We start from the raw sequence: 18,893 nt of genomic DNA, 5'->3' as shown, positions 1-18,893 counted from the left end.
ACTGCGATTGAATCGAACAAAGATTGAAGGACCAAGAAATGTCGAACATTCAAGCCCAAGGCAAGATCGTTCAGTGCATCGGCGCCGTGGTGGACGTGGAGTTCCCCCGTGACCAGATGCCCAAGGTGTACGACGCGCTCAAGATGGAAGGCTCCGCGCTGACCCTCGAAGTGCAGCAGCAGCTGGGCGACGGCATCGTGCGCACCATCGCACTGGGTTCGTCGGACGGCCTGCGCCGCGGCGTCATCGTCACCAACACCGGCAACCCCATCACCGTGCCGGTCGGCAAGGCCACGCTGGGCCGCATCATGGACGTGCTGGGCAACCCGATTGACGAGCGTGGCCCGGTCTCGCAAGACCTCACCGCCTCGATCCACCGCAAGGCCCCGGCCTACGACGAGCTGTCGCCCTCTCAAGAGCTGCTCGAAACCGGCATCAAGGTGATCGACTTGATCTGCCCGTTCGCCAAGGGCGGCAAGGTGGGTCTGTTCGGCGGCGCCGGCGTCGGCAAGACCGTGAACATGATGGAGCTGATCAACAACATCGCCAAGGCCCACTCGGGTCTGTCGGTGTTCGCCGGCGTGGGTGAGCGCACCCGCGAGGGCAACGACTTCTATCACGAGATGTCGGATTCGGGCGTGGTCAAGCAGGACAACCTGTCCGAGTCGAAGGTCGCGATGGTCTACGGCCAGATGAACGAGCCCCCGGGCAACCGTCTGCGCGTGGCCTTGACCGGCCTGACGATCGCCGAGTCGTTCCGCGACGAGGGCCGTGACGTGCTGTTCTTCGTGGACAACATCTACCGCTACACGCTGGCCGGTACCGAAGTGTCCGCACTGCTGGGCCGTATGCCTTCCGCGGTGGGCTACCAGCCGACGCTGGCCGAAGAAATGGGCCGGCTGCAAGAGCGCATCACGTCGACCAAGGTCGGCTCGATCACCTCGATCCAGGCCGTGTACGTCCCTGCGGATGACTTGACCGACCCGTCGCCCGCCACCACGTTCGCCCACTTGGACGCCACCGTCGTGTTGTCGCGTGACATCGCCGCGCTGGGTATCTACCCCGCCGTGGATCCGCTCGACTCGACCTCGCGTCAGATCGACCCGAACGTCGTCGGCGAAGAGCACTACTCGACGACCCGCGCGGTCCAGGCCACGCTGCAGCGCTACAAGGAACTGCGCGACATCATCGCGATTCTGGGCATGGACGAACTGTCGCCGGAAGACAAGCTGGCCGTGGCTCGCGCCCGGAAGATCCAGCGCTTCCTGTCGCAGCCCTTCCACGTCGCCGAAGTGTTCACCGGCACGCCGGGCAAGTACGTGCCGCTGAAGGAAACCATCCGCGGCTTCAAGATGATCGTGGCCGGCGAGTGCGATCACCTGCCCGAGCAGGCGTTCTACATGGTCGGCACGATCGACGAAGCCTTCGAGAAGGCCAAGAAGATCAACTGATGATTCGCCCCCGAAGCGCCAGCGGCGTCTTCTCTCTCAGGGGGCGCCGCCAGCGTCCCGGCCACGTTGCCCCTGGGGTGACCGCCGGGCCCGATCTGAGGCAAGCAACGGAGTACTGACATGGCAACCATTCACGTCGACGTGGTCAGCGCTGAAGAGTCGATCTTCAGCGGCGAGGCCAAGTTCGTCGCGCTGCCGGGCGAAAACGGCGAGCTCGGCATCCTGCCGCGCCACACGCCGCTGATCACCCGAATCAAGCCGGGTGCCGTGCGCATCGAGCGGGCTGACAACGGTGAGGAAGAGTTTGTCTTCGTTGCCGGTGGCATTCTGGAAGTCCAACCCGGCACGGTCACCGTGCTGGCCGACACCGCCATCCGCGGCCACGACCTCGACGAGGCCAAGGCCAACGAGGCAAAGAAGCTGGCCGAAGAGGCTCTGAAGAACGCCAAGAGCGAAATCGATACGGCGAAGATCCAAAGCGAGCTGGCGGTGATGGCGGCGCAACTGGCCGCCATTCAGAAGCTTCGCAAGGCGCGCTGAGCGAACTGCCGCGAATCTCGGCCGGGATACTTCGGCCCACCCCCAAAGCCCGCCCGGTGCACTGCACTCGGCGGGTTTTTTCATGGGCGCGTGAGATGCGGGCGGGTTCCACCACAATCGCTGCATCTGGGCCCACAGGAGCGCATCGTGGCGAAGAAGAAATCGGCGTCCCCATCGAACCCCTCCGACAAGCCCACGCCGGGCGGCAACCCGTCGAGCGATCGAAAGAAGAAGGACAAGGCCAGCGGCGAGCCCGACAAGCTGGGCAAGACCGAGTACGCCGACGCGTTGGCCGGCCTGGAAATCGAACTGAACAACATGGCCCGCTGGCTGCAGGCCAGCGGTCATCGGTTGGTGGTGGTGGTCGAGGGGCGCGACACGGCCGGCAAGGGTGGGGTCATATCCGCCATCACCGGCACGCTCAGCCCGCGCCAAGTGCGAGCCGTGGCCCTGGCCAAGCCCACCGAGCGCGAACGAACCCAGTGGTACTTCCAGCGCTATGTGCCGTGGCTGCCCGCGGCCGGAGAGATGGTCCTCTTCGATCGCAGCTGGTACAACCGAGCCGGTGTCGAGCGGGTGATGGGCTTTTGCTCCGAAGACGAGGCGAAGGTCTTCCTGAAGCAAGCGCCGGTGTTCGAGAAGATGCTGGTCGACGACGGCATCCTGCTGTTCAAGTACTGGCTCACCGTCGATCAGGCTCGGCAGGAAGAGCGTTTTGCCGAAAGGTTGGTCGACCCGCTCAAGCGTTGGAAGCTGTCACCCATCGACTTGAAGGCGAGGGCGCACTACGCGGACTATGGTCGTGCCCGTGACGCGATGCTGAAGGCCACCCACACGCCCCACGCGCCGTGGACGCTGGTGGACTTCAATGACCAGCGCCGGGGCAGGCTCACGTTGATCCGCCATTTGCTCGACCATTTGCCCGACACGAATGTGCCGCCGGAACCGATCGACTTCCCGCCGCTGGGTACCTCCCCTCAGCGTGAGCAGTTCAGGGGCCCGGTGAAGCCCTTGAAGCCTTGGCCGAAACCGTAGGCGACCGCCGCAGGGGCCAGCCGGCACCGCTTCCCGGCGGCGATCCCAACCCTCAGACGATCAAGCGGCGCCGCTGCCTTGCAGCCAGCCGCGCATCAAGTCGCGCGCCTGGTTCGATTCCCTTTCGCGCCGTTCAGCGTCGAGGCAGACGGCGCCTGGCGCAATGATGGCGAGCCACAGGGCCTGGAGCTTCAGCCGCGCCTCGGCCGGCAGCCTCACGTCGAACAGCTTCGGGTCGAGCTCCTCGTGCAGCGGCGATGCGGCCAAAGGGTGGCGTTGGCCGGCCGCGACCTGATCGGCCAGCCACCGCTCCCGGTCGGCAGGCGCGCACAGCGACAGCAAACGGCCGAACCAACGAACCCGGTCCATCAGGGCACCGGCGCGCAGGCCCAGACGCAGAGGCTCGGCGCTCTCCAGCCACGCGCGCGCGGCGGCCTGCATGCCGGCATCGACATGGGGCTCCGATCCCCAGGGCTCGCCGGTGGAGGGCTCGGGTATCGGTGCGGACAAGTAATTCAACAGCAGCATGGCACGGTCACCGAGGTCAGTGGCCCTGTCGACGGGGGGATGAGGGCTCGGCGCGGCATCGGCCTCACCGCGGGGTGGCAGGCTGTCTCGAGACAAACCGAGCTGACCCGAGCCGCCGGAGCGGCGCCGGTGCAAGCGCCGGTGGACTCGGGACTGCAGATTCATCGCGCACCCGCCAAAGGCCATGCGGCCGTGATGAGGTGCGTGATCGAGTGCATCCCGGCTTTGTAGGTTCAGTCGGCGTCCGGGACAGCCCCCCGAACTAGGGGCCTCGGCCAAGCTAGGGGGTGCCGATTGACACGGGGCACCGCGACATGGGCGGTGACCCCACGGCGTGGCTACTGAACGTGCGGCCGATCCGGCAGTTCGTTGGGGTTCGCCTCGCGGGCGCGCCCATCCAGTGGAAAGTGCGTAGACAACAAGCGATCGACTTCATCCACCGTCTGCAGCAAGCCCTGTTCGAACCGGCCGGCGCGTAGCGCGTCGCCCAGGCTCACGACCAGTGAGCGCCACTGGGCAGGATCGACGTGCCGCGCCAGTCCCCGGTCCACCACCAGCTCGATGGCATGCTCGGCCAGCAGAAGATAGATCAAGACGCCGTTGTTCGCCTCGGTGTCCCACACCCGCAGCTTGCCGAACATGGCCACGGCCCGCTCGCGAGCACTCGCGTCGCGCCACAAGTAGGACAGTGGCAGGCTCGCCTCGACGCAGACGCGGATCTCGCCGCTGTGGTGCCGCTCACTCTCGGCCACCCGGGCCTGGATACGGTCCAGTGCGGGCTCTGGCAACACGCGGCGCGCATCGGACTCATCCCACCACCGGTGCTTGAGCAGTCGCACCAGACGCGCGGGCCATGAGCGAGCGCTCTGTGACATCGCAGCCACCATCACCAGCCCCCCGAGGCGCCGCCGCCACCGAAATCGCCACCGCCGCCTGACGAGAAGCCACCGCCGCCGCGGCCGCCGCCGCCGGAACCCCAACCGCCGCCACCGCCCCAGATCACCGGCGCACCGGCAATTCCGCGAAGTCCCCGGGGTCTCCGACCCGCCGCGCCGATGCCCAGCACGCCGACCAGCACCACCGCCAGCACCCCGGCCGCGCCCGCGAGCACGGCGGGCGCCCCCCACATCCAGGCCAGGCCGCCGGCCGCGCCGCCGGTGGCGAGGCCGCCGGCCTTGCGGCCCAACACGCCGGTCAGCAAGGCGCCCATGACGGGCACGCCGATGAAGAAGAACAGCGCCAGTTGGTCCCAGCCCTGCCCACCTTGCTTCTTGGCGCGTTGCTTCGGCGGCGCTGGCAAGGCTTCGCCGCGCACGCGGGCCGAGAGCTGGTCGATGGCCGCATTCAAGCCGCCAGCGTAGTCGCCCACCTTGAAGGCGGGACGAATCGCGCCATCGATGACCTGCTTGGCCGCCAGGTCGGGCACCGCGCCCTCCAGCGCCTTGGCCACCTCGATGCGCACGCGCCGTTCATCCTTGGCCACCAGGATCAGCAGGCCGTCCCCGACGTCACGGCGCCCCACCTTCCAAGAGTCGGCCACCCGATAAGCGTAGGCGGCGATGTCTTCCGGCGCCGTACTGGCGACCAGCAGCACCACGATCTGGGAGCCCGCTTCGCGCTCGAACGTGGCCAGCTTGGTCTCGAGCGCTTGGCGCTGCGCGGCCGTGAGCGTGCCGGTCGTGTCCGTCACTCGGGCTGCCAGCGCGGGGATGGGCTGCAGCTCTTGCGCCCAAGCCGCGCTCGCGCCCACCCCGCAGAGGCCGAGGAACAAGGCCCACACCAACGCCCATCTGGCACCCAGGCCCCATGGGGAGCCGAGCAAGGTCAAGACCACTGGCCAGCGCGGCACCCGTGCGCCCTCAGTTCGAAGCGGCAGGCGTGGCGGGAGCGGCCTTGTCGAACGTCACCGTCGGTGGCGCGGCGATCGCCTTCTCGTTCTCGACCGTGAAGCTCGGCTTGACGCTGTAGCTGAACATCATCGCCGTCAAGTTCGTCGGGAAGCTGCGCGTCAACACGTTATAGCTCTGCACCGCCTTGATGTACTTGTTGCGGGCCACCGTGATGCGGTTTTCGGTGCCCTCTAGCTGCACGCGCAGGTCCTGGAAGCCTTGGTTGGCCTTGAGATCCGGATAGCGCTCGCTGACCATCATCAGCCGGCTCAACGCACCCGACAGCTCACCTTGTGCCGCCTGGAACTTCTGGAACGCGTCGGGGTTGTTGATGAGCTCGGGGGTGGCTTGGATGGACGTGGCCTTGGCGCGCGCCTCGACCACCTTGGTCAAGGTCTCCTGTTCGAAGTTGGCTTCGCCCTTGACCGTCGCCACCAGGTTGGGCACCAGGTCAGCGCGGCGCTGGTACTGGTTCAACACCTCGGACCAATCGGCCTTGACCTGTTCATCCAGGCTCTGGAACTGGTTGTAGCCGCAGCCGCTGAGGGCCAGCGTGGTCGCCAGGACCGAAGCGGCAAGCAAGGGACGCGCGAAGAGTTTCATTCGTCGAGGCTCCGTCGTGGGTGGGCCCAAGGCACGGGTACATCACCCGCGGCGTGAAGATGGGGACGGCCTGCGCGGAGTCAAGCGCCAGTGGGGGTGGGGCGGCCGATAATCGGGCCGATGTTTGCCCCGCTCCAGAACGACACCTTCCTTCGCGCCTGCCTGCGCCAGCCCACCCCGCACACGCCGATCTGGCTGATGCGACAGGCGGGCCGCTACTTGCCCGAGTATTGCGCCACCCGGGCCAAGGCGGGCAGTTTCATGGGTTTGGCGACGAACGTCCACTACGCCACCGAGGTGACGCTGCAGCCATTGGAACGTTACCCGCTGGACGCGGCGATCCTGTTCTCGGACATCCTCACCGTGCCCGACGCGATGGGCTTGGGCTTGAGTTTTGCGCAGGGCGAAGGGCCGCGGTTTGCGCACCCGCTGCGGGACGAAGCGGCGATCCGCGCCCTGCAGGCCCCCGATCTCGAAAAGCTGCGCTATGTGTTCGATGCCGTCACCTCGATCAGACGCGCGCTGAACGGCCGCGTGCCGCTCATTGGCTTTTCCGGAAGCCCCTGGACGCTGGCCTGCTACATGGTCGAGGGCGCCGGGTCGGATGACTACCGTCTGGTCAAGGGCCTGCTTTACAGCCGCCCAGACCTGATGCACCACATCCTGTCGGTCAATGCCGACGCCGTGGCCGCCTACTTGAACGCCCAGATTGACGCCGGCGCGCAGGCGGTGATGGTCTTCGACAGCTGGGGCGGCGTGCTGGCAGACGGCGCCTTCCAGGCTTTCTCGCTGGCCTACACGCGCCGTGTGCTGGCCCAGTTGCAGCGCGAGCGCGACGGTCAGCGCATCCCGGCCATCGTGTTCACCAAGGGCGGCGGTCTGTGGCTCGACGAGATTGCGGCCAGCGGTGCCGATGTGGTCGGCCTCGACTGGACGGTGAATCTGGGCCGGGCGCGCGAGCGCGTCGGCCACCAGGTGGCCCTGCAAGGCAACCTCGACCCGAACGTGTTGTTCGCCCCACCCGATGCGGTGGCCGAACAGGCCAGGCAGGTGCTGGACAGCTTCGGCGCACCCCAACGCGACGATGGCGGCTGGGACGGCCACATCTTCAACCTGGGCCATGGCATCAGCCAGTTCACGCCGCCGGAACACGTGTCGGCACTGGTTGAAGCGGTGCACAGCCACTCGATCGAGTGGCGGAAACGCTCCCATACGCCTCGGCCCCGTTGATGTGGTATGGGGGTTTCACCCGGTGAGTGATCGCTCAGGGCTTGACTTATCCCCAAAACCCAGGGTGCGACAGATCACCGCCGCAGCCGCCGTCACGAAACCGACAAAATCGCGGCGATTCGTGGCAAGTGCTTGATTAAAAAGAATTTTTGGCGTTTGCCTCAGAATCGGGCAACCCAGCCGAGACCCTGGCGGATCAAGCATTTAGCGCACCCGACCGCAGCTTTCCCACAATGTTATCCACAGGAACGGTGGGCAACTTGGAAAGAGCTTTGGAATCATGGACTTAAGCCCCACTGTTGATCTGTTGCTCTTAGATACGGATGCAAAGGGCCCGACGGGGGGCCGCGCGGCATGAATCGCTGTCGGGTGGCGGTGGACACCCCGGCCCACTCCGGTTTGGGCGACACGCTCGACTACGAGAGTGAGCAGCCGCTCGCGCCCGGCACGCTGGTGCGTGTGCCCCTGGGTCGACGTGACGTGCCCGGCATCGTGTGGCCAGCTGAAGACACTGCAGGCCCGGACGCCCCCACTGACGGCGCCAGCGCCGAGGATTTCGCCCTCAAACCCGTGGCGGAGGCCTTGGCCAGCCTGCCGCCGCTGCCCCCCGCCTGGTGCCAACTGGTGGAATTCACCGCCCGCTACTACCAGCGCTCGGTCGGCGAGGTGGCGCTGTCGGTGCTGCCGCCAGAGTTGCGAAAACTCGACGATGCCGGCCTGGCGAAGCGCATGCGTCTGCAGGACAAGCGGGCCACCAAGGCGGCAGACGGCCGCTTGGCCAGCGCGGCCGCGTCAGCCCCCGCGCTGCCCGACTTGACGCCCGAGCAGGCCACGGTGCTGGCCGCCATGGAAGGCGCTCCGCCCGCCTGCCATCTTCTGCATGGCGTCACCGGCAGCGGCAAGACGGAGGTTTACCTCCGGCTCGCCGAGGCCGCACTCGCGGCCGGCCGGCAGGCCCTCGTGCTGGTGCCCGAGATCAATCTGACGCCCCAGTTGGAAGCCCGCTTCGTGGCGCGCTTTCCCGGCCGCCGACTGGTCTCATTGCACAGCGCACTCACGCCCGCGCAGCGGCTGGCCCATTGGCTGGCGGCCCATCGTGGCCAGGCCGATCTGGTGCTGGGCACGCGGCTTGCCATCTTCTGCCCCTTGCCGAGGCTGGGGCTCATCGTGGTCGACGAAGAGCACGACCCCAGCTACAAGCAGCAAGACGGTGCCCGGTACTCCGCGCGCGACCTCGCGGTCTACCGCGGAAAGCTCGAAGGCGCCACGGTGCTGCTGGGCTCAGCGACGCCGTCGCTCGAGACCTGGCATCACGCCCAAACCGGGCGCTACCCGCGGCTCACGATGGCCGAGCGCGTCGGGCAGGGCCCATTGCCATCGGTGCATGTCATCGACATGTCGCAGCAGCCGCGGCCCGCGCCCGGCGAGCCGCCGGTGGCTCTGGCGCCCGCGTTGAAGGCGGCCATCGAGGCGCGTGTCGCACGGGGCGAGCAAAGCCTGCTGTTCCTCAACCGCCGAGGCTTTGCACCGGTGCTGCACTGCACCGCCTGCGGCTGGAAGAGCGACTGCCCGCATTGCAGCGCCTGGCGGGTCTTCCACAAACTTGATCGCACCCTGCGCTGCCACCACTGCGCCTTCACCGAACGGGTGCCGCGCGCCTGCCCCGAATGCGGCAACCTCGACATCCAGCCCGTCGGGCGCGGCACCGAAAAGCTCGAAGAGCAGGTGGGTGAACTGTTGCCGGGTGCCCGGGTCGCGCGCATCGATGCCGACACCACCCGCCTGAAGGGCTCGCTTGAACAGCAACTGGCGGCGGTGCACGCGGGCGATGTGGACGTGCTGGTCGGCACGCAAATGGTGACCAAGGGCCACGACTTTCGCCGGGTGACGCTGGTGGCCGCGGTGGACCCCGACGGCGCCTTGTTCACCGCCGATTTCCGCGCCCCTGAGCGCCTGTTCGCCACTCTGATGCAGGCCGCAGGTCGCGCCGGCCGCGCGGCCGAAGTGGCCCAGCGCAGCGAGATGTGGGTGCAGACCTACAACCCCGCGCATCCCCTGTTCGCCGCCCTCAAGGCCCACGACTACGCCCGATTTGCCGCCAGCCAGCTGCAAGAGCGTGAGATGGCCGGCCTGCCGCCGTTCGCCCATCTGGCCTTGCTGCGCGCCGAAGCACGCGATGCCGACGTGGCCGAGGGCTTCTTGCGCGCGGCGCGTGAGCAGGCGAGGACCTGGGCGGATGAACTCGGCGTGGGCGAGCAGATCAGCCTGTACGCGCCCGTGCCGCCCCATGTGGCGCGGGTCGCGGGCTACGAACGGCGCCAGATGCTGGTCGAGTCGGCGCTGCGCGGCCCGTTGCAGCGCTTGCTCGCCCAATGGGTGCATGGCCTGCCGAGCCTGCGGTCCCAGCACAAGGGCGTGGTGCGCTGGGCCATCGATGTCGATCCGCTGACGATCTGACGCGGCGACGCGCGCGCCATTCATCTTCCGCGCTCAGCCACCCAGCCGCTTGCGCATGTTGATGCCCGTGGTCTCGTAGCCCAGCGATCGGTACAGCGCTTGAGCACCCGGGTTGTTGGCGAACACATGCAGACCGATGTCTGCCAGACCCAGCTCCTGGCCAACGCGCTCGAGCGCCACAAAGGCGGCGCGGGCATGGCCCCGCCGCCGGTGGGCCGGCGACACACTCACCTCATAGACATAGCCTGAGCGCCCGGTGGGATGCTCGGTGACCGCGAGCCACAGCACGCCGACGTCTTCGCCCGCCTCGTCGTCGTGGATGGTGAACAGGTGGTGCCCAGGGGTTTGCAAGCCCTGCGGCAGCAGCTTCTCGTGCTCTTGCCGCGATCGGTCCAAGGCCCCTTCAACGGGCCAGCGGCCCGCCTCGATGTTGCTTTGGGCGTAGGTGGCCACGGCGTCTTCGTGGAAGCGCGCATAGGCCTGCGCTGACATGGGGATCAAGCAGGTTGCCATGAGGCGGATTGTGGGTGATGCAGACCAGGCGGCGTCGTGGCGATGCCCCGCCACCGACGCGGCCGCGCATCGGTGCCTACACTGCCGCCCCATGCCCATCGCCCACCTTGCCCTCGCCCTGGCCGTCGTCGCCGTGTGGGGCACCAACTTCGTGGTGATCAAGTGGGGCCTGGCCGAGCTGCCGCCTTTTCTTCTCGCCGCGCTGCGCTTCGCCTTGTCGTCGCTGCCGTTTCTCCTCTTCATTCGCCGGCCGTCGACGCCGTGGTGGCGGCTCGCCGCGTTCGGCGTGCTGCTGGGCGCTGGGCAGTTCGGCCTGCTGTTTCTGGCGATGAAGGCCGACATCTCGCCGGGCCTCGCTTCGCTGGTGGTGCAATCCCAGGTCTTCTTCACCATCATCCTGGCGGGCCAGCGTTTGAAGCTGGCTCAGTTCGGCGCCTTGGCCCTCGCCGTGGCGGGCATGGCGTGGATCGGCTGGCGCGCACACCAGGGCGGCGCGGGCATCAGCCCGGCTGGGCTGGGGATGGTCCTGGCTGCGGCGTTCTGCTGGGCTCTGGCGAATGGCATCGCACGCCAGGCGGGCAGGGTCGACGTGTTGGGCTTCATGGTCTGGTCCAGCCTGTTCGCCGTGCCGCCGCTGGTGGGCCTGTCGATGGCGTTCGACGGCGGCTTCGACGTGGCGCGCGACGCCGTCATCGCTGCCAGCCCGGCGGCCTGGGCGGCGGTGGCGTGGCAGGCCGTTGGCAACACCTTGTTCGGTTATGGTGCCTGGAACTGGCTGCTGGCGCGGCACCCGCCAGCCACCGTGACACCGGCGGCCTTGCTGGTGCCCGTGTTCGGCATGGGGGCTTCAGCGGTGGCGTTCGGCGAGGCCCTGCCTGCCTGGAAGCTCGGTGCGGCCGGGCTGGTGATGGGGGGGCTGGCCATCAACCTGTGGGCGGCGAATCGATGAACTGGGAGTGTCTGCGCTTGGCGCGTCGCAGCGAGCGCGGGGCCCGCTGCGGGTTCTATGTCGAGGGCCGACGTGCGGGCTCGATCGCCGCCGACGAGGCCCGAGCCTTGGCGGCATGGCCGCATTGGTTCCAGCCGGTCGATCACGGTGCCTGGACGATGACGGTGTCGCCCCAGCAGCGCCCGGCGGTGTTCGCCGAGGTGAACGCCGCGTTGCGCGAGCGAGGCTCGATACGCGCCTGGCGCGACGAGCCGTTCGCCCTGTGGAACGAAGACGGGGCGATGGTGGCGGTGATCGAACGCGCGTCGTCGCGCTGGTGGGGCGCGCAGACGCTGGGCGCCCACATCAACGGGTACGTGGCGGGCGACGATGGCCGCCCCGCGGGGCTGTGGATCGCTCGCCGGGCGTGGAACAAGCCGACCGACCCGGGCCGGCTGGACAATCTGGTGGGCTCAGGCGTCCCGCATGGGCAATCGCCGCGCCAGGCCGTGTGCCGTGAGGCCTGGGAAGAGGCCGGGCTGCAGATGCCCGAGCTGCAGGGCCTGACGGCCGGGCGGGTGATCGAGCTGGCCTGCGACATCCCGGAAGGCTGGCAGCACGAGTGGCTGTATGCGTATGACCTGGCCCTGCCCGCTGGACGCGTGCCGCAGAACCAGGATGGCGAAGTGGCCGAGCACCGACTGTTGCCGATCGCCGACGCCTTGCAATGCGCAGCCGGCGGTGACATGACCACCGACGCGGCATTGGCCACCCTCGACTTCGCGCTGCGGCACCAACTGCTTCCCGCCGAAGAAGCCCAGCGGCTGGGACCCGCCTTCGAGGCCTTGCTGGTCGACCCCGTCCGCGCGGCCCATTTCGACCCGCCGGGGGCCGACACCACCCTGACGCCAGCGCGGTGATTCGTCGACGGACGATTCCTCATTCAGCAAAACTGAAATGCCGCCTCAATCAGGCTGAACCGACGACCGCGGCACCGTCGACACACTTCGGACCCACGATGGACACCACTTCTTCCACCTCCACCCGCTACGGCGGCGTCGCCATCGGCTTCCACTGGCTGTTGGCGCTGATGATCATCGTCTGCTTCAGTGTCGGCCTGTACATGAGCGATCTGCCCATGTCGCCGACGCGGCTCAAGCTGTTCAACTGGCACAAGTGGGCCGGCGTGACGATCCTGGCGCTGTCGGTGCTGCGGCTGGTCTGGCGCCTCACCCACCGCCCGCCAGCAGACGCGCCGGGGCCGCGCTGGCAACAGCGTCTGGCCCACCTGACCCACTGGGCCCTGTACGCCTTGTTCTTCCTGGTGCCCTTGGCCGGCTGGGCGTACAGCTCGGCGGCCGGCTTCCCGATCGTCTGGTTCGGTGTGCTGCCGTTGCCGGACTTCGTGTCCGTCGACAAGGCGCTGGCCGAGGTCATGAAAGAGCGTCACGAGATGCTGGCGTGGATCCTCTGCCTGCTCGTCTTGCTGCACATCGGCGCCGCGCTGAAGCACCACTTCGTCGATCGCGACGGCCTGCTCAACCGCATGCGGCCGGGCCGGTGATCAACTTTTTCGAACGACCAACGAAGGCCGACATGAACCACGCCTCTTCCCGCTCTTTCTCGATGCTGTGGGCCGCCGCGCCGCTGTTGCTGGCCAGCTCGATCGCCATGGCCCAGCAGAAGGTCGTTCCCGCCCAGAGCGAGATCGGCTTCACCTCCAAGCAGATGGGCGTGCCCGTCGACGGCAAGTTCCGCAAATGGGACGCCCAGATCAACTTCGACCCGAAAAAGCCGGAGGCCGGCAGCGTCAGCTTCACCATCGACACCGGCAGCGCCAGCTTCGGCTCGCCCGAGACCGATGCCGAGGTGCCCAAGGCACCCTGGTTCAACTCGGCCAAGTTTCCTCAGGCGACCTTCCAGTCCAGCAGCCTGAAGGGCCTGGGCGGCGGCAAGTACGAAGTCGCCGGCAAGTTGACGATCAAGGGCAGCGTGAAGGACGTCGTCGTCCCGGTGTCGCTGGCGGCCGGCGCCGGTGGCGTCACCATGGCCACCGGCGCATTCACGATCAAGCGCCTCGATTTCAAAATCGGTGAAGGCGAATGGTCCGACACCTCGATGGTGGCCAACGACGTGCAGGTGAAGTTCAAGCTCGCCGTCACCGGCATGGCGCCGCTCTGATCCCGAGCGCCGCTTTCTCGCCACCCACCCGTTTCGCCCACCCATTTCGATTTCCAACCCCGTTCCTTTCCGGAGCTCCACAGATGAACACCAAGACCTCGATGATCGCCGCCGCTGCTGGCGCCCTGCTGTCGATCGCCGCTGCCGGCGCCCAAGCCCAGGCCGCCACCTACACGATCGAGCCGACGCACACCTACGTGACGTTCGAGATCTCGCACTTCGGCACGTCTACCAACCGTGGCCGCTTCGACAAGAAGGAAGGCACGGTTCAGTTCGACCGTGCAGGCAAGTCCGGCAAGGTCGACATCACGATCGACACCACCTCGATCAACTCGGGCAGCGCCGCGTTTGACAAACACCTGAAGAGCGCCGAGATCCTGAAGACCGAAGCGTTCCCGACGGCCAAGTTCGTCGGCGACAAGTTCACCTTCAACGGCGACAAGGTCAGCGAAGTGGCGGGCACGCTCACGCTGGCTGGCAAGACCAACCCGGTCACGCTGAAGGCCACCAACTTCAACTGCTACCAGAGCCCGATGCTCAAGCGTGAAGTCTGCGGCGGCGATTTCGAGACCACCATCACCCGCAGCCAGTACGACGTGAAGTACGGTCTCGACTGGGGCTTCCCCGACGCCGTGCGCCTGGTGATCCAGGTCGAGGCGGTCAAGCAGTAAGCCACCTGCCCTGGGCGGGCCCGTCAGGCGCGCAGCCGCCTGACGGGCCCGTTGCATTTGCGGGGGCAGCAGGCCCCATCAGACCGGGACATCGACGCCCAGCTGAAAGTGCTCGACCACCGGCGGGGCCGCAAAGAACGGGCCGACGATGGCGCGCCACTCGGCGAACAGCGGCGACTGGCGAAAGCCCACGGTGTGGTCTTCGAGCGTGTCCCACTCGATCAGCAGCAGATAGCGCTCGGGCTGCTCGATGCCTCGCTGTACCTTCGCCCCACGAAAGCCCTGGGCGCGGGTGATCACCGTCTTGAGGCCGCGTTGGATCGCTTCTTCAAACGCGGCCTGTTGGCCGGGGGCAATGCGGATGTCGGCATGTTCGAGGATCATCGTGGGCTTCTCCTGTGCGATCGGGTCAGTGTCCCACGCCGCCGATAATCACCGGTCCCGGCCGGCTCACCCCGGCCCACGAGACACCGGCCGCAAGGAGCAAGACCGTGAACCGACCCGATGACTGGCAACACGACCACGAGGTGGGCGGCGCTTCGCCGCTGCTGGCCGCCGACGCGCAGGTCACCCACGACTCGACACGGGTCGACGACGTGCGCATCGGTGCCGTGCGGCCGCTCATCTCTCCCGCGTTGCTGCAAGACGAGATGCCGATGCCCGAGTCGGCCCAGGCGCTGGTCGAGTCGGCGCGGCGGCAGCTCTCGGAGGTGCTCGCCGGCAGGGACGATCGCCTCATCACCGTCGTGGGGCCGTGCTCGATCCACGACCACGACCAGGCCATCGAGTACGCCAAGCGCCTGAAGGTGCTGGCCGACGAGCTGAGCGACCGTCTGCTGATCGTGATGCGCGTCTACTTCGAGAAGCCTCGCACCACGGTCGGATGGAAGGGCTTCATCAACGACCCGCGGCTCGACGGCAGCTTCCGCATCAACGAGGGCTTGCGACGCGCCCGGCAATTGCTGTTGGAGGTCGCCTCCATCGGGCTGCCCGCGGGCACCGAGTTCCTCGACCTGCTGTCACCGCAGTACATCGCCGATCTGGTGTCGTGGGGCGCCATCGGTGCGCGCACCACCGAGAGCCAGAGCCATCGCCAATTGGCTTCGGGCCTGTCGTGCCCGGTGGGCTTCAAGAACGGCACCGACGGCGGCGTGAAGGTGGCGGCCGATGCGGTGGTGGCGGCGAGTGCTTCGCACGCCTTCATGGGCATGACCAAGATGGGTCAGGCCGCGATCTTCGAGACGCGCGGCAACCAGGATTGCCACGTCATCCTGCGCGGCGGCAAGCAGCCCAACTACAGCGCCGCCGATGTCGAGAGTGCTTGTGCCGTGCTGCGGGCCTCGGGCCAGCGCGAGCAGGTCATGGTCGACTTCTCTCACGCCAACTCCAGCAAGCAGCACCGGCGGCAGATCGAGGTCGGCGCCGATGTGGCCGCCCAGATCGCGGGTGGCGAACGCCGCATCACCGGCGTGATGATCGAGAGTCACCTCCAAGATGGCCGGCAGGACCTCGTACCCGGCCAGGCCCTGAAGCCCGGTGTGTCGATCACCGACGCCTGCCTGGGCTGGCAGGACACCGAGCCCGTGCTGCGCGAGCTCGCTGCCGCCGTGAGCAAGCGACGCGCCTGAACACCCCTCGATCTAGGGGTGTTGACTTCGCCGAGAACCTCGGCAAAGTCGGACGTTCACGAGCTTGCCCGCGGCGCGACGCGCTCCGGGCAAGGGCCCATGTACGAGGGGGATGTGGATGGCCATTCCGTTGAAGAGTGTCGACGACCTGCAGGAGCACCTGCTCGGCGTGTTTCAGCGCTCGGATCATCACGCGGGCGAGGTCAACGAGGTGCTGCTGGCGATCGCCGGCGGCATCCTCTGGCGCAAGAACCCGGGTGACCATGTGCGGGTCAACGAGAAAGAAGGGGCCGGCGGCAACGTGATCTGGTTCCGCATCGGCGAGCAGCGCTTCGCCTTGCTCTACAACCACCGTGCGCGTCGCATCGAGCTGCTGATCGGCGGCCGCCGCGGCCAACTGGTGCAGAGCTTCACCAACGCCACCCCATTGGCCGAGGTGTCTCGGGTGTTCTCGACCCTGGGCATGACGGAGGAAGAGGCGGCGGCGTACCTGGCCGAACGCGCCGAGATCAAGGCGCAGTTCCCCAAGGGAGCCAAGGGCAAGGTCAAGCAGGCGGTGCTGGCCGAACGGGCATTGGCCGAGACCACGGCCGCTGCCGACGGATCCGCCCCGGCACCGGCTCGCGCGGGCGGCAAGCGCAAGAAGCGCGCAGTCGCTGGCGCCGATGCTGCCGCGGACACGCTGCTGGCGGCTTCGCCCGACGCCGCGGATGCTGGCGATCTGAAGGTGGCTCGCCCACGCCGCGGCAAGAAGGCCGCATTGGAAGTCGAAGCGCTGCAGGTGGCCTGATCGGCTGGTGCAGTGTTCGACGCTATGCGGAACATAAAACCGTGCTTTTGGCCGCCCGGCGTCGTTGCAAATCCTCGCGATGCCACCGGGCATCGCTGTGGTTTGCGCCTCGCCAGACGACCAAACCCATCGGTTTTCTTCAGTTCCGCCTAGCATCAAACACTGCACCGGTCGCGCCGGCGTCGCCTGAACCGGGGACGTAGGCCGCCTGGGGCCTGATGGGCGCCACCGGGGCCCCAAGGGTGCGGCACCGCGCCCGCGGTGCTTCGGCTCACTGCAGCGTCTGCGGCGCCGCGGCGTAGATGGAGGGCCGGAAGTCGGTGATGTGCACGCCTTCATCGCCCATGGCCCACAGCGTCAGGCGCTCGGCCGACATGGGCTTGGCGAACAAGTAGCCCTGCAGCTCGTCGCAACGCAGGGCCAGCAGCATGTCGCGCTGGGCGTCGGTTTCCACGCCCTCGGCCACCACCCGCAGCCCCAACGCGTGCGCCATCTTGACGATGGCGTCGACCACGGCCAGCGCATCCGAGCTGTGCTGGATGTCGGTGAACAGGCTGCGGTCGACCTTCAGCTGGGTCACCGGCAACTTCCGCAGCAAAGCGAAGTTGCAATAGCCGATGCCGAAATCGTCGATCGACAGCGAAACGCCCAGCTGGGCCAGCCCGGCGAAGGCGCGCACCGCTTCGTCTTCCATCAGCACCGACTCGATGATCTCGATCGTCAGCAGCGCGGGGTCGACCGTGTGTGCATGCAAGGACCGCCGGATGCGCTGCACGAGGTTCTCTTGCCGCAGTTGGTGGGCCGACATGTTGATCGACACGCGCATCCGCAGGCCCTGGTCCAGCCACACCCGCAGTTGGCGGCAGGCCTCATCGATCACCCACTGGCCCAACGCACCGATCAGGCCGAACCGCTCCGCGATCGGGATGAACACGGCCGGCGAGATCACGCCCTTGCTCGAGTGCTGCCACCGCACCAGCGCCTCGACACCCGTGATCTGACCGGAGCGGCCGTCGATCTTGGGCTGGTAGTACAGCACCAGCTCCCCGCGCTCGATGGCGCCGCGCAGGTCGTGCTGCAGCTCGAGCTGGGCGCGGCTGTCCTGCTCCATGCTCGGCTCAAAAATGGCGAAGCCCGAGCCGCCTGCACGCTTGGCCGCATACATCGCCGCATCGGCGCGTGCCAGCAACTTCTGTGAGGGGCCGTGATCGGGATACATCACGATGCCGATCGAGCCGGACAGGCGCACCTCGGCGCCGTTGGGCAGGCGGCAGGGCTGCGCGAGACACTGCAGCACGCGTTGCGCCAACTGACCCGCGGCCAGGGTGGAGCCGGGCCGCTCAGCCAGGAGCAGGAATTCATCTCCACCGACCCGGGCCACCACATCCGACTGGCGGGCCAGGCCTTGCAGACGCCGGCCGATTTCGCGCAGCACGGCGTCGCCCGCGCTGTGGCCGAACGAGTCGTTCACCGGCTTGAAGCCATCGAGGTCGATGAACATCACCGCCAGATTGCCGCCCGGCGGCGCGGAGGGGTCGTCGACCAGCTCCAGCGCGTTGGCCAGGCGCTCTTCGAACAGCAGGCGGTTCGGCAGCTTCGTGAGCGGGTCGGTCAGTGCCTGCTCGCGCAGGCGTCGATTGGCCTCGCTGAGCGATGAGGCGAGGGCGCGATTGCGGTAGGAAGCGCGGGAATCGATCAGCACGCCGAACAGGCCCAGCAGCACCGCGAAGGCGCCGGCCGCGCAGGCCCATTGCAAGGCATCGACGTCCACCAGCAGCACACCGGTCGGGCGTGGCGTTTCAACAAAGCCCAGGCCGCCGAGTGTGAGCGCCTGGGTGAGGCCGGAGGCGAGCGCGAAGCCCGTGGCCCCCAGGAACAGCCGCAGCCCGAACGGGCCCAGGGCCGACCACCGCGGGCTGAACGCCAGACCGAGGGCGGCCGTGGCCGCGACGGCCACGCCGGCCAGCGCCAGCAGCGGCCACCCTGGCCCGGCCGCGCTGGCCATGGGGGGCTCGGCCAGGCTCGCCACCGACAGGGTTTGCATCAACGCCCACAAGACCCCCAGGCCCAGCCCCTGAATCACCTGGCGGGCCGTATCGCTCCACCGCAAGCGCGCGGTCGACAGCATCGCCGCCAGGCCAAGCGCGGCGGCCAGGCCGCTGCCTGCCATGTGCCAGCCGCGAAAGTGCGGCTCCCACGGCAGACCCAGGCCCGTCAGGGCGAAAAAGTGCAGGGCCCACAAACCGGCGCCGCCGGCGGCTGCACCGGCGCCCCACCAGCCGAGCGCGGTGACGGTGTCGGTCGAGCGGATCTTGCGCAGGCCATGCCCGATGAGCCCGAACATCAGGCCTGCCAGCAGGGCCGAGCCGGCGATGGTCGGCCCCTGCAGTTCAGGGGCGGCGAGGGCGTGGACCAGTTCGGCGGCTTGTGGCGCGGGCATGCGGGGCGG

General features: G+C 67.8%; 19 protein-coding genes. 12 read left to right on the top strand and 7 right to left on the bottom strand.

All coding sequences use genetic code 11. The features are described 5' to 3' along the window. Positions 1 to 38: 38 nt before the first annotated feature. The 3 genes from atpD to ppk2 all read left to right on the top strand — a co-directional run bounded on the left by atpD (position 39) and on the right by ppk2 (position 3,026). A complete protein-coding gene (gene atpD / locus AACH06_RS26540) occupies positions 39 to 1,451 on the top strand; it encodes a F0F1 ATP synthase subunit beta (protein ID WP_341428830.1) in 1,413 nt (470 codons plus the stop codon). 120 nt (positions 1,452 to 1,571) lie between these two features. After that, a complete protein-coding gene (locus tag AACH06_RS26535) occupies positions 1,572 to 1,991 on the top strand; it encodes a F0F1 ATP synthase subunit epsilon (RefSeq protein WP_341428829.1) in 420 nt (139 codons plus the stop codon). Positions 1,992 to 2,138: 147 nt separating this feature from the next. Continuing rightward, complete coding sequence (gene ppk2, locus AACH06_RS26530) at positions 2,139 to 3,026, top strand: polyphosphate kinase 2 (protein WP_341428828.1); 888 nt, start codon at positions 2,139 to 2,141, stop codon at positions 3,024 to 3,026. A 60-nt stretch (positions 3,027 to 3,086) separates the two neighbouring features. Here the strand turns inward: ppk2 and AACH06_RS26525 are convergent, their stop codons facing one another. The 4 genes from AACH06_RS26525 to AACH06_RS26510 form a co-directional block, all read right to left on the bottom strand. Beyond that, a complete protein-coding gene (locus AACH06_RS26525; RefSeq protein WP_341428827.1) occupies positions 3,087 to 3,554 on the bottom strand; it encodes a hypothetical protein in 468 nt (155 codons plus the stop codon). Positions 3,555 to 3,892: 338 nt separating this feature from the next. Beyond that, positions 3,893 to 4,429 (bottom strand): TPM domain-containing protein, encoded by a 537-nt coding sequence (locus AACH06_RS26520; RefSeq protein ID WP_341428826.1) that lies wholly within the window; start codon positions 4,427 to 4,429, stop codon positions 3,893 to 3,895. A gap of 11 nt (positions 4,430 to 4,440) precedes the next feature. Then, positions 4,441 to 5,403: a TPM domain-containing protein gene (locus AACH06_RS26515; protein ID WP_341428825.1), complete on the bottom strand. Its 963-nt coding sequence runs from the start codon at positions 5,401 to 5,403 to the stop codon at positions 4,441 to 4,443. Between the two features lie 10 nt (positions 5,404 to 5,413). Further along, a complete protein-coding gene (locus AACH06_RS26510) occupies positions 5,414 to 6,046 on the bottom strand; it encodes a LemA family protein (protein WP_341428824.1) in 633 nt (210 codons plus the stop codon). A 120-nt stretch (positions 6,047 to 6,166) separates the two neighbouring features. Here AACH06_RS26510 and hemE point away from each other — a divergent pair, with 120 nt between their 5' ends. Both hemE and priA read left to right on the top strand, forming a co-directional pair. Continuing rightward, positions 6,167 to 7,276 carry a uroporphyrinogen decarboxylase gene (gene hemE / locus AACH06_RS26505; protein WP_341428823.1) on the top strand — a complete coding sequence of 370 codons (1,110 nt, stop codon included), beginning with the start codon at positions 6,167 to 6,169 and terminating at the stop codon, positions 7,274 to 7,276. 354 nt (positions 7,277 to 7,630) lie between these two features. Next, a complete protein-coding gene (priA, locus tag AACH06_RS26500) occupies positions 7,631 to 9,733 on the top strand; it encodes a replication restart helicase PriA (protein ID WP_341428822.1) in 2,103 nt (700 codons plus the stop codon). 33 nt (positions 9,734 to 9,766) lie between these two features. Here priA and AACH06_RS26495 read toward each other — a convergent pair whose 3' ends face one another. Then, complete coding sequence (locus AACH06_RS26495; RefSeq protein ID WP_341428821.1) at positions 9,767 to 10,246, bottom strand: GNAT family N-acetyltransferase; 480 nt, start codon at positions 10,244 to 10,246, stop codon at positions 9,767 to 9,769. A gap of 91 nt (positions 10,247 to 10,337) precedes the next feature. Between AACH06_RS26495 and AACH06_RS26490 the strand changes: the two genes are divergently transcribed. The 5 genes from AACH06_RS26490 (at position 10,338) to AACH06_RS26470 (ending at position 14,026) form a co-directional block, all read left to right on the top strand. Further along, positions 10,338 to 11,195 carry an EamA family transporter gene (locus tag AACH06_RS26490; protein ID WP_341428820.1) on the top strand — a complete coding sequence of 286 codons (858 nt, stop codon included), beginning with the start codon at positions 10,338 to 10,340 and terminating at the stop codon, positions 11,193 to 11,195. Further along, a complete protein-coding gene (locus AACH06_RS26485; RefSeq protein WP_341428819.1) occupies positions 11,192 to 12,094 on the top strand; it encodes an NUDIX hydrolase in 903 nt (300 codons plus the stop codon). Before AACH06_RS26490 ends, AACH06_RS26485 begins: the two co-directional genes overlap by 4 nt. Before the next feature lie 98 nt (positions 12,095 to 12,192). Then, positions 12,193 to 12,738 carry a cytochrome b gene (locus AACH06_RS26480; protein WP_341428818.1) on the top strand — a complete coding sequence of 182 codons (546 nt, stop codon included), beginning with the start codon at positions 12,193 to 12,195 and terminating at the stop codon, positions 12,736 to 12,738. Positions 12,739 to 12,770: 32 nt separating this feature from the next. Beyond that, a complete protein-coding gene (locus tag AACH06_RS26475; RefSeq protein WP_341428817.1) occupies positions 12,771 to 13,355 on the top strand; it encodes a YceI family protein in 585 nt (194 codons plus the stop codon). Between the two features lie 83 nt (positions 13,356 to 13,438). Continuing rightward, the gene (locus tag AACH06_RS26470) at positions 13,439 to 14,026 is read left to right on the top strand and encodes a YceI family protein (protein ID WP_341428816.1); all 588 of its coding nucleotides are present in this window, start codon (positions 13,439 to 13,441) and stop codon (positions 14,024 to 14,026) included. A 78-nt stretch (positions 14,027 to 14,104) separates the two neighbouring features. Here AACH06_RS26470 and AACH06_RS26465 read toward each other — a convergent pair whose 3' ends face one another. Continuing rightward, on the bottom strand, positions 14,105 to 14,410 hold the full coding sequence (locus tag AACH06_RS26465; protein ID WP_341428815.1) for an antibiotic biosynthesis monooxygenase family protein: 306 nt from the start codon (positions 14,408 to 14,410) through the stop codon (positions 14,105 to 14,107). A gap of 107 nt (positions 14,411 to 14,517) precedes the next feature. Between AACH06_RS26465 and AACH06_RS26460 the strand changes: the two genes are divergently transcribed. Together AACH06_RS26460 and AACH06_RS26455 are read left to right on the top strand one after the other, a co-directional pair. Further along, complete coding sequence (locus AACH06_RS26460) at positions 14,518 to 15,654, top strand: 3-deoxy-7-phosphoheptulonate synthase (RefSeq protein WP_423222089.1); 1,137 nt, start codon at positions 14,518 to 14,520, stop codon at positions 15,652 to 15,654. A gap of 118 nt (positions 15,655 to 15,772) precedes the next feature. Continuing rightward, positions 15,773 to 16,444, top strand: coding sequence for a hypothetical protein (locus tag AACH06_RS26455; protein WP_341428814.1), 672 nt, complete (start codon positions 15,773 to 15,775; stop codon positions 16,442 to 16,444). A gap of 271 nt (positions 16,445 to 16,715) precedes the next feature. Here AACH06_RS26455 and AACH06_RS26450 read toward each other — a convergent pair whose 3' ends face one another. After that, positions 16,716 to 18,884, bottom strand: a complete 2,169-nt coding sequence (locus tag AACH06_RS26450) for a putative bifunctional diguanylate cyclase/phosphodiesterase (protein WP_341428813.1) — start codon at positions 18,882 to 18,884, stop codon at positions 16,716 to 16,718. Positions 18,885 to 18,893 lie beyond the last annotated feature (9 nt).

It is taken from the genome of Ideonella lacteola, from assembly GCF_038066555.1.
Lineage (GTDB): Bacteria > Pseudomonadota > Gammaproteobacteria > Burkholderiales > Burkholderiaceae_C > Ideonella > Ideonella lacteola.
The sequence above is the reverse complement of the archived record's forward strand: the minus strand, read 5'-3'. Positions and strand labels throughout refer to the sequence as shown.